We start from the raw sequence: 9899 nt of genomic DNA on the forward strand, positions 1-9899 counted from the left end.
AAATGAACGAAAGGGTGGCACAAAGCTACTGCTTGAGCAGCGAGACCATGGGCATCAGACGCCCGTTCTACAGGGTTCGCCACGTGGTAGCCGGATATTAGCCGCCGCTTATCTGTTCGGATAGCTTCCTGCGGTGATTACTCGCGCCAGAACGATTTGGCCAGCTCAGATGCCCGGTCGCCGTGACTGATACCCGCATCGGACAATTCCCGCGGATCCAGTTGAGCCAGCAGCCTGCGTGTGCGGGCCCGTTGCCCCCAGCAGACGAGTGCTGCAGCGGTGCGCTTGAGTAGCTGTATCAACCGAGGGTGTTGCTGGTTTTTGGTATTCATGACGCGCGCCTTTCATGAGGTCCTGGAACACCATCTTGGGCTGGAGGGTGCTACCGGTACAGATACACGCGGGTTAAATTGTACTGCTTAATTGTTATGTTTTTTAAACTGTATCGGTCTGTAGAAAGCCGACTGTTTTCGCCATTGAAAATCCAAACCCCAGAAACAGCAGAACCCGCCGCCGGTTACCCGGGGCGGGTTCTGCTTTAACAATTCGGAGTGCTGGCGGTGGACCCGGTGGGTCAGGGCCAGCGGACGCTAATTAGCGCCAGAACGGCTTGCTCAGCTCTTCGTAGCGTTGTGCTTCGCTGATACCGGCGTCAGCCAGCAGACGCGAATCCAGACGAGCCAGTTGATGGCGGCTGGAGATGCGGCGCTGCCACAACATCAGGTTGGCGAGAACGCGCAGAGGCAGGGAAGCCTGGGTGTTTACAGCTTTTTCTTCGAAGAACAGATCGGAACTGAGTGTACGTTCCATGATGACATCCTTCCGCTTGTGGCGGGATTAGGTAGTGGTTTAACTGGTGCCAATGATCCTCCTCCCAGGCAAGACTCTCTAGATACAGTTCACCTGTATTGTGAGGGGCCAGTTAACTGTTTATAGGGGCTGTACTGTACGAAATTGGGGCAACTGTACCTGTCGGCACTTTTATGGTGCGTTTTAGGCGTTTATGGAGTTTGAGGTAGGATATTTCAGTAGGAAATGACCGGTACAGCAGTACAGTTTTTTATAAAAGTTGGGCTCGGAAGCTCGGGCTGATGAAACTGTGTTTGCATCAGCCCGAATCTGTATCAATCACGCCTTCAGCATATGCCCGGTTTCTTCCAGGTTGATGTGCCAACTCAGTGCTTCTCGCAGGATATGCGGGGTGTGCCCGCCCAGCACACAGGCTTGGGTGAAGTAGGTGTTCAGGGCATCGCGGTACGCCGGGTGCACACAGTTGTCGATGATGACCCGAGCCCGCTCCCGCGGCGCCAGGCCCCGCAGGTCCGCCAGGCCGACCTCGGTCACGAGGATGTCGACGTCATGCTCGGTATGGTCCACATGGCTGACCATTGGCACCACGCTGGAAATCGCGCCGGCCTTGGCAATCGACTTGCTGACAAAGATCGCCAGGTGCGCGTTGCGCGCGAAGTCGCCCGAGCCGCCAATTCCGTTCATCATCCGGGTGCCGCAGACGTGGGTGGAGTTGACGTTGCCATAGATGTCGAACTCCAGCGCGGTGTTAATGCCGATGATGCCCAGGCGCCGCACCACTTCCGGGTGATTGGAGATTTCCTGGGGCCGCAGCACCAATTTGTCTTTGTAGCGCTCCAGGTTGCCGAACACGTCGGCGTTGCGCCGTTCCGACAATGTGATCGAACTGCCTGAGGCAAAGCTCAGCTTGCCTGCGTCGATCAGGTCGAATGTGGAATCCTGGAGGACTTCCGAATACATCGTCAGGTCTTCGAAGGGCGACTCGATCAAACCGCACATCACCGCATTGGCAATGTTGCCGATGCCTGCCTGCAGCGGGCCGAGCTTGTTGGTCATGCGTCCGGCGTCGACTTCTTCTTTAAGGAAGTTGATCAGGTGATTGGCGATCGACTGGGTGTCGCTGTCGGGCGGCGTCACGGTGGAGGCCGAATCCGCCTGATTGGTGATGACGATCGCGACGATCTTTTCCGGCGGAATCGGAATCGCGGTGCTGCCGATACGGTCGTCCACGGCCACCAGCGGAATTGGCGTGCGGGTCGGGCGATAGCTCGGGATATAGATGTCGTGCAGGCCTTCCAGGTTCGGGTTATGCGCCATATTGATCTCGACGATCACCTGCTTGGCGAAAATCGCGAAACTGGCGGAGTTGCCCACGGAAGTGGTTGGCACAATGTGGCCTTGCTCGGTGATCGCTACGGCTTCGATCACCGCGATGTCCGGTAGCTTGAGCTGATTGTTGCGCAGCTGCTCGACGGTTTCCGACAAATGCTGGTCGATAAACATCACCTCGCCGGCGTTGATCGCCTTGCGCAGGGTGCTATCTACCTGGAATGGCATGCGTCGCGACAGTACACCGGCTTCGGTCAGTTGCTTGTCCAGATCGTTGCCCAGGCTGGCGCCGGTCATCAGGGTAATTTTCAGCGGTGATGTCTTGGCGCGTTCGGCCAAGGCGTGGGGCACGGCCTTGGCCTCACCGGCGCGGGTGAAGCCGCTCATGCCGACGGTCATGCCGTCCTGGATCAGTGCGGCAGCGTCAGCCGCGCTCATGACCTTGTTCAACAACGAAGGCAAGCGGATACGATCACGGTACATGGATTGTTATCTCGGGCTACGGAAGCAAGATGCGCAGTCTAGTGATTTCAAAAAATTTCGTCCCGCTACCATGGTCGAATGCCAGGCAGCGATTTAGAGCCTTTTGTCGGTTTTTACCGGCAATAAAAAACCCCAGCCTACTAAAGGCCAGGGTTGTGGGTATTGCGCTGGCGCAGTGTTTATTCGACGGCCTTGACCATGTCTTCGATGACCTTCTTGGCGTCGCCGAAGACCATCATGGTCTTGTCCAGGTAGAACAGTTCGTTGTCCAGGCCGGCATAGCCGCTGGCCATCGAGCGCTTGTTGACGATGATGGTCTTGGCCTTGAACGCTTCGAGGATCGGCATGCCCGCGATGGGCGACTTGGGATCGTTCTTGGCGGCCGGGTTGACTACGTCGTTGGCGCCTAGCACCAGCACCACGTCGGCCTGGCCGAACTCGGAGTTGATGTCTTCCATCTCGAACACCTGGTCGTAAGGCACTTCTGCCTCGGCCAGCAATACGTTCATGTGACCAGGCATACGGCCTGCAACCGGGTGGATCGCGTACTTCACGGTCACGCCGCGGTGGGTCAGCTTCTCGGTCAGCTCTTTCAGCGCATGTTGTGCCCGTGCCACCGCCAGGCCGTAGCCCGGTACGATGATTACGGTGTCGGCGTTGGTCAGCAGGAAGGTTGCATCGTCAGCCGAGCCGGATTTCACCGGGCGCGCTTCTTTCGAGCCGGCCGGGCCGGCGGCGTCTGCCGTGTTGCCGAAACCGCCGAGCAGTACATTAAAGAAGGAGCGGTTCATCGCCTTGCACATGATGTACGACAGGATCGCACCGCTTGAACCCACCAGCGAACCGGCGATGATCAGCATCGAGTTGTTCAGCGAGAAGCCGATCCCCGCCGCAGCCCAGCCGGAGTAGCTGTTGAGCATCGAGACGACCACCGGCATGTCGGCGCCGCCAATCGGGATAATGATCAGCACGCCCAGCACGAACGCCAGGGCCAGCATCAATGCGAAGGCGCTGAGGTTGCCGGTGAACATGAAGGCCAGGCCCAGGCCCAGCGTCAACAGCCCCAGCACCAGGTTCAGCTTGTGCTGACCGCCGAACTGTACCGGTGCGCCCTGAAACAGGCGGAACTTGTACTTACCCGACAGCTTGCCGAAGGCGATGACCGAGCCGGAGAACGTAATTGCACCGATGGCTGCACCGAGGAACAACTCCAGGCGGTTACCGGCGGGGATCGAATCCCCCAGGTGTTTCACGATACCCAGCGACTGTGGTTCCACGACTGCGGCGATGGCGATAAACACTGCAGCCAGGCCGATCATGCTGTGCATGAACGCCACCAGCTCCGGCATCTTGGTCATTTCCACGCGCTTGGCCATGATCGAGCCGGCGGTGCCGCCGACCAGCAGGCCAACGATGACGTAGCCAATTCCGGCAGTGGCCAGCTCGGCGCCGAGCTTATAGATGAGGCCCACGGTGGTGAGCACTGCCAGCGCCATGCCTAGCATGCCGAACAGGTTGCCGCGCCGGGACGTCGTCGGGTGTGACAGGCCTTTAAGTGCCTGGATAAAGCAGATCGACGCGATCAGGTAGAGCGTCGTGACCAGATTCATGCTCATGACGATGGCGCCTCTTCTTTTACTTTCGGGGCTTTCTTCTTGAACATCTCAAGCATCCTGCGGGTAACCAGGAAGCCACCGAACACGTTGACCGCCGCGAGGGCTACGGCCAGGGTGCCCATGGTCTTGCCCAGTGGTGTCACGGTGAGTGCGGCTGCCAGCATGGCGCCGACGATCACGATCGCCGAAATCGCATTGGTCACGGCCATCAGCGGGGTGTGCAGGGCCGGGGTGACGTTCCAGACCACGTGATAACCGACATAAATCGCCAGCACGAAGATGATCAGGTTGTAGATACCGGGGGAAATAAGCTCTTCCATCGTCTGAATCCCTGCTTAGGCGTTTTTGCGGATGACTTGGCCGTCGCGGCACATCAGGCACGCGGCGACGATGTCGTCTTCGAGGTTGATTTCAAACTGCCCTTCCTTGGTGAAGACCAGCTTCAGGAAGTCCAGCAGGTTGCGTGCGTACAGCGCCGAGGCATCGGCGGCGACGGCGCCGGCCAGGTTGGTCGGGCCGCAGATGGTCACACCGTTTTCCACGACCACCTGGTCTGCCACGGTCAGCGGGCAGTTGCCGCCCTGGGCTGCGGCGAGGTCGATGACCACCGAGCCTGGCTTCATCTGAGCGACGGTCTCGGCGCTGAGCAGGGTCGGTGCCTTGCGGCCCGGAATCAGTGCGGTGGTGATGACGATGTCGGCTTGCTTGGCGCGTTCATGCACGGCCAGGGCCTGGCGCTGCATCCAGCTTGTTGGCATTGGGCGCGCGTAACCGCCCACGCCAACCGCGCATTCACGTTCTTCATCAGTTTCGTATGGCACGTCGACGAACTTGGCGCCCAGGGATTCGATCTGTTCCTTTACCGCCGGACGCACGTCGGACGCTTCGATGACCGCACCCAGGCGTTTCGCGGTAGCGATCGCCTGCAGCCCTGCTACACCAGCTCCAAGAATCAGCACGCGAGCGGCTTTCACCGTACCGGCGGCGGTCATCAGCATTGGCATGAAGCGTGGGTAGTGATGGGCGGCGAGCAGTACAGCCTTGTAGCCGGCAATGTTTGCCTGGGAAGAAAGCACATCCAGGCTCTGCGCGCGGGAGGTGCGCGGCGCGGCCTCAAGGGCAAAGGCCGTGATGCCATGCTCGGCCAGTCGGGTGATGGTTTCGTTGCTGAACGGATTGAGCATGCCCACCAGCACTGCGCCGCTTTTGATCAGCGTCAGTTCGCCGTCATTGGGGGCGACTACCTTGAGGATCAGCTCGGCGCCGAATGCATCACTGGCGTTGCCAATGGTTGCGCCTGCCGCTTCATAGGCACTGTCGACGACACTGGCATTGATGCCTGCCCCGCTTTGCACAGTGACCTTGTGGCCCTGGCCGATCAGCTTCTTGATGGTTTCCGGGGTGGCAGCCACCCGCGTTTCACCGGTCTGGGTTTCGAGAGGAACACCAATGTGCACGTCAAATCTCCTGCATGATCTTTTTGCTTTGATTTTTGTAAAAGGCCAGTGCGCCACGACAGGCGAATCTGGGCGGCCGATCAGCACGATCCCGCTGAAATACAGCGGGGCGCGGCATTTTGCAGGCGAACTTTACGGCCTTCAAGAGATTATGACGGGTGACGAAAAATTAACTACAAGTCACCCCGTGACCGATTGTCGCAATGGATAGATTAAAGTCGTTTAAATACAGGAGATTAAAGAGTTTTTACCGAAATATCAGCGCATCTCCATCGCCGACGTGAATGCTTGGGCATCGCTGCAATTTTATGGCTACAGGCCAATACCTACATGGCTTAAAGGCCATTTCAGGGTCAAAAGATGCGGTCTTCTAAATTGCGACATATATATACATATGTAGGTATTTTATTTTGTTGACTACAAAGTTAATAAATTGACGAAGACCCTTTAGATATTGGGGTTGTAACGATGCGCCTGATCAATCAGCCAGTCCCTGAACGCATGCAGAGAAGCTGATTCGACCTTTCTCTCGGGAATCATCAGGTAGTAAGCCTTTGAGCTCGCCAGTACCTGAGGGCTGGCAATCACCAAGTGCCCATCGCTCAGTTCCCTTTGAATAAGGAACGGCGGTATCAGTGCAATGCCCATATCGTGCATGGCTGCCTGGGACAACATGGAGAATAGCTCGTAACGCGGGCCTGTCATGTCGCGGGGTATGTCCAGCTGTTGCGCGTTGAACCACTGGCGCCAGGCATAGGGTCGAGTGGTTTGTTGCAGCAGGGGCAGTTCGGCGATTTCGTGTGCAGTGAAGTGCGTGCGACCGTCCAGCAAGCGCGGGCTGCATACCGGGAGCGGGTTTTCTCCCATCAGTTTGTGGGATTCGGTACCGGACCAGTCGGCATCGCCAAAGTAGATTGCCGCGTCGAATTCGGTATCGGCGAACAGGAAAGGCCGTGTGCGGTTGGTCAGGTTGACGGTGACTTCGGGATGCTGGTGCTGAAAGTCCTTGAGGCGTGGGATCAGCCATTGGGTGCCGAACGTCGGGACCACCGCCAGTTCAATAACGTTGGTGCCCTGCTGTCCCATGATCGAAAGGGTGTCGCGTTCCACGGCGTCAAGTTGCGTAGCCACCCGGCGACTGTAGGAAAGCCCTGCTTCTGTCAGTTTCACGCCCCGGCGCGAGCGTCGAAACAGCTCGACACTTAAAAACTCCTCAAGACTGGCGATTTGTCGGCAGATTGCGCCCTGGGTGATCGAAAGCTCCTGTGCCGCCTTGGTAAAGCTCTCGTGGCGGGCTGCAGCCTCGAAACTGACCAGCGCCGTGGTGCTGGGAATTTTTCTGCGCATGTACCGTGACCTCACAAGTAAAGAGCATCTATGCCGCTTTTGAATGTTACGGAGTGAGAAATTAGCACAAGGCTATGCAAAATCCTCGTTTGCCCTCCTCGCCTGCCCGGCCTAGGCTCCATGCACGACTTTTGATTTACTTCGCGAGGACTCACTCATGGGCGGTAAGGCAAGCTTCAACTGGATCGATCCACTGCTGCTGGATTCACAGCTCACCGAAGAAGAACGCATGGTGCGCGACAGTGCCGAACAGTTCGCCCAGGACAAGCTGGCGCCCCGTGTTCTCGAAGCCTTCCGCCATGAAAAGACTGACCCTGCGATCTTTCGCGAAATGGGTGAGACCGGCCTGCTGGGGGCGATGATTCCAGAGCAGTACGGTGGCAGTGGATTGAACTACGTCAGCTATGGCCTGATCGCTCGTGAAGTAGAGCGTGTGGACTCTGGCTACCGTTCGATGATGAGTGTGCAGTCCTCACTGGTGATGGTGCCTATCAATGAATTCGGTACCGAAGCGCAAAAGCAGAAATACCTGCCGAAGCTGGCCTCTGGTGAATGGATTGGCTGCTTTGGCCTGACCGAGCCTAACCATGGTTCCGACCCGGGCGCGATGATTACCCGCGCGCGCAAAGTGGATGGCGGCTACAGCCTCACTGGCAGCAAGATGTGGATTACCAACAGCCCGATTGCGGATGTGTTCGTGGTGTGGGGCAAGGACGATGCGGGCGACATTCGCGGCTTCGTGCTGGAAAAGGGTTGGAAAGGCCTGAGTGCTCCGGCGATCCACGGCAAGGTCGGATTGCGCGCCTCGATCACCGGTGAAATCGTCATGGATAACGTGTTTGTTCCTGAAGAGAACATCTTCCCGGATGTGCGTGGCCTGAAAGGACCGTTCACTTGCCTTAACTCGGCACGCTACGGGATCTCGTGGGGTGCCTTGGGGGCCGCGGAGTTCTGCTGGCATACCGCGCGTCAGTACACCCTTGATCGCCAGCAGTTCGGGCGGCCTTTGGCGGCTACTCAACTGATCCAGAAGAAGCTCGCAGACATGCAGACTGAAATCACCCTGGCGCTGCAAGGATGCCTGCGGTTGGGTCGTATGAAGGATGAGGGCACTGCGGCTGTGGAAATCACCTCGATCATGAAGCGTAACTCGTGTGGCAAGTCGCTCGACATTGCCCGGATGGCGCGTGACATGCTCGGTGGTAACGGCATCTCGGATGAGTTCGGCATTGCCCGCCACCTGGTCAACCTTGAAGTGGTGAATACGTATGAGGGTACTCACGACGTGCATGCATTGATCCTGGGGCGAGCGCAAACCGGTATTCAGGCGTTCTATTAATAGGAGAACGACCATGGGCGCGCTTTCGCACCTGCGGGTACTGGATTTGTCGCGAGTGCTGGCGGGCCCTTGGGCCGGGCAGATACTTGCAGACCTTGGCGCTGAAGTGATCAAGGTCGAGCGGCCCGGGAATGGCGACGACACTCGTGCCTGGGGGCCACCCTTCCTCAAGGATGCGTATGGGGAAAACACCACTGAGGCGGCGTATTACCTGTCTGCCAATCGCAACAAGGAATCGGTGACGATCGACTTCACGCGGCCGGAGGGCCAGAAGCTGGTGCGTGACCTGGCGGCGAAGTCCGACATTCTGATCGAGAACTTCAAGGTAGGCGGCTTGGCGGCCTATGGGTTGGACTATGAGTCGCTCAAGGAGCTCAATCCGGAGTTGATCTACTGCTCGATTACCGGGTTTGGTCAAACCGGGCCCTATGCGACGCGGGCGGGCTACGACTTCATGATCCAGGGGCTTGGCGGGCTGATGAGCCTGACTGGCCGCCCGGAGGGTGAAGACGGCGCCGGACCGGTTAAGGTTGGCGTGGCGCTGACGGATATTCTTACGGGGCTTTACTCGACAGTTGCGATCCTGGCGGCCATGGCTCACCGGGATCATGATGGTGGCGGCCAGCATATCGATATGGCGTTGCTGGATGTGCAGGTGGCTTGTCTGGCTAATCAGGCGATGAACTACCTGACGACGGGCGTCTCTCCAAAGCGCCTGGGTAACGCTCATCCGAATATCGTTCCCTATCAGGATTTTCCTACGGCGGATGGCGACTTCATTCTTACTGTGGGTAATGATGGGCAGTTCCGCAAATTTGCCGAAGTGGCTGGGCAGCCCCAGTGGGCGGATGATCCTAGGTTTGCTACTAATAAGCTGCGAGTGGCTAACAGGGCGGTGCTGATTCCGTTGATCCGTCAGGCTACCGTGTTCAAGAGCACGGCTGAATGGGTGGCTCAGCTGGAGCGAGTAGGTGTGCCTTGCGGCCCGATCAATGACCTGGCGCAGGTGTTTGCCGATCCTCAGGTGAAAGCGCGCGGGTTGGCGATGCAGTTGCCTCATGCGTTGGCTGGTACTGTGCCCCAGGTGGCAAGTCCTATGCGCCTATCCAAGACGCCTGTTGAATACCGCAGCGCACCTCCGCTGTTGGGTGAGCATACCCATCAGGTGCTGCAGCAAGTGCTGGGTTTGACGCCAGCGAATGTGTCGGCTTTGAGGGAGGCCGGGGTCATCTGAAGCTTCTCTTCTATATAGAGGGTTGTTGAGGCTCTCTATATGGAGGGAAGTTGGTCGGTTTTTAGCCAGAAATGCCTATTTGATAGAAAAGCTGAATTAAGGGTTGACGGCAGATTCTGGAAGTCTATAATTCGCCCCACTTCCGGCGCAGTCGAAACGGAAAACTCCTTGGCAAACAAAGAGTTATGTAGGTTTCGACAGCGAGCTGCTTCAGATCATCGAAGCCCAGAAGGAGTTAGTAAGGCAGTGTTGTTTGGCCTTGTTAACGTTTCGATCTTCTCGGT

The 9899-nt window shown here is 57.7% G+C and carries 9 protein-coding genes; 2 read left to right on the forward strand and 7 right to left on the reverse strand.

Annotated elements, in window-relative coordinates; genetic code table 11:
- Positions 1–137: 137 nt before the first annotated feature.
- The 7 genes from HX801_RS17790 to HX801_RS17820 all read right to left on the reverse strand — a co-directional run bounded on the left by HX801_RS17790 (position 138) and on the right by HX801_RS17820 (position 7042).
- Positions 138–332 (reverse strand): DUF1127 domain-containing protein, encoded by a 195-nt coding sequence (locus tag HX801_RS17790; protein WP_003214754.1) that lies wholly within the window; start codon positions 330–332, stop codon positions 138–140.
- Positions 333–594: 262 nt separating this feature from the next.
- Positions 595–810: a DUF1127 domain-containing protein gene (locus tag HX801_RS17795; RefSeq protein ID WP_003214752.1), complete on the reverse strand. Its 216-nt coding sequence runs from the start codon at positions 808–810 to the stop codon at positions 595–597.
- Between the two features lie 318 nt (positions 811–1128).
- Positions 1129–2622, reverse strand: a complete 1494-nt coding sequence (locus tag HX801_RS17800; RefSeq protein ID WP_134325506.1) for an acetyl-CoA hydrolase/transferase family protein — start codon at positions 2620–2622, stop codon at positions 1129–1131.
- 179 nt (positions 2623–2801) lie between these two features.
- The gene (locus HX801_RS17805; protein ID WP_003214748.1) at positions 2802–4238 is read right to left on the reverse strand and encodes an NAD(P)(+) transhydrogenase (Re/Si-specific) subunit beta; all 1437 of its coding nucleotides are present in this window, start codon (positions 4236–4238) and stop codon (positions 2802–2804) included.
- Entirely contained in the window at positions 4235–4558 is a 324-nt protein-coding gene (locus tag HX801_RS17810; protein WP_003170836.1) for an NAD(P) transhydrogenase subunit alpha, read from the reverse strand. Before HX801_RS17810 ends, HX801_RS17805 begins: the two co-directional genes overlap by 4 nt.
- 15 nt (positions 4559–4573) lie before the next feature.
- Positions 4574–5695 carry a Re/Si-specific NAD(P)(+) transhydrogenase subunit alpha gene (locus tag HX801_RS17815; protein ID WP_177022445.1) on the reverse strand — a complete coding sequence of 374 codons (1122 nt, stop codon included), beginning with the start codon at positions 5693–5695 and terminating at the stop codon, positions 4574–4576.
- Positions 5696–6142: 447 nt separating this feature from the next.
- Positions 6143–7042, reverse strand: a complete 900-nt coding sequence (locus tag HX801_RS17820) for a LysR family transcriptional regulator (RefSeq protein ID WP_177022446.1) — start codon at positions 7040–7042, stop codon at positions 6143–6145.
- A gap of 157 nt (positions 7043–7199) precedes the next feature.
- On the opposite strand from HX801_RS17820, the gene HX801_RS17825 reads away from it, so the two are divergent.
- Positions 7200–8381 (forward strand): acyl-CoA dehydrogenase, encoded by a 1182-nt coding sequence (locus HX801_RS17825; RefSeq protein ID WP_010168706.1) that lies wholly within the window; start codon positions 7200–7202, stop codon positions 8379–8381.
- A 13-nt stretch (positions 8382–8394) separates the two neighbouring features.
- Positions 8395–9615 carry a CaiB/BaiF CoA-transferase family protein gene (locus HX801_RS17830; RefSeq protein ID WP_177022447.1) on the forward strand — a complete coding sequence of 407 codons (1221 nt, stop codon included), beginning with the start codon at positions 8395–8397 and terminating at the stop codon, positions 9613–9615.
- The last annotated feature ends 284 nt before the right edge of the window (positions 9616–9899 follow it).

It is taken from the genome of Pseudomonas sp. G1002 (genome assembly GCF_013385455.1).
Classification (GTDB): Bacteria; Pseudomonadota; Gammaproteobacteria; order Pseudomonadales; family Pseudomonadaceae; genus Aquipseudomonas.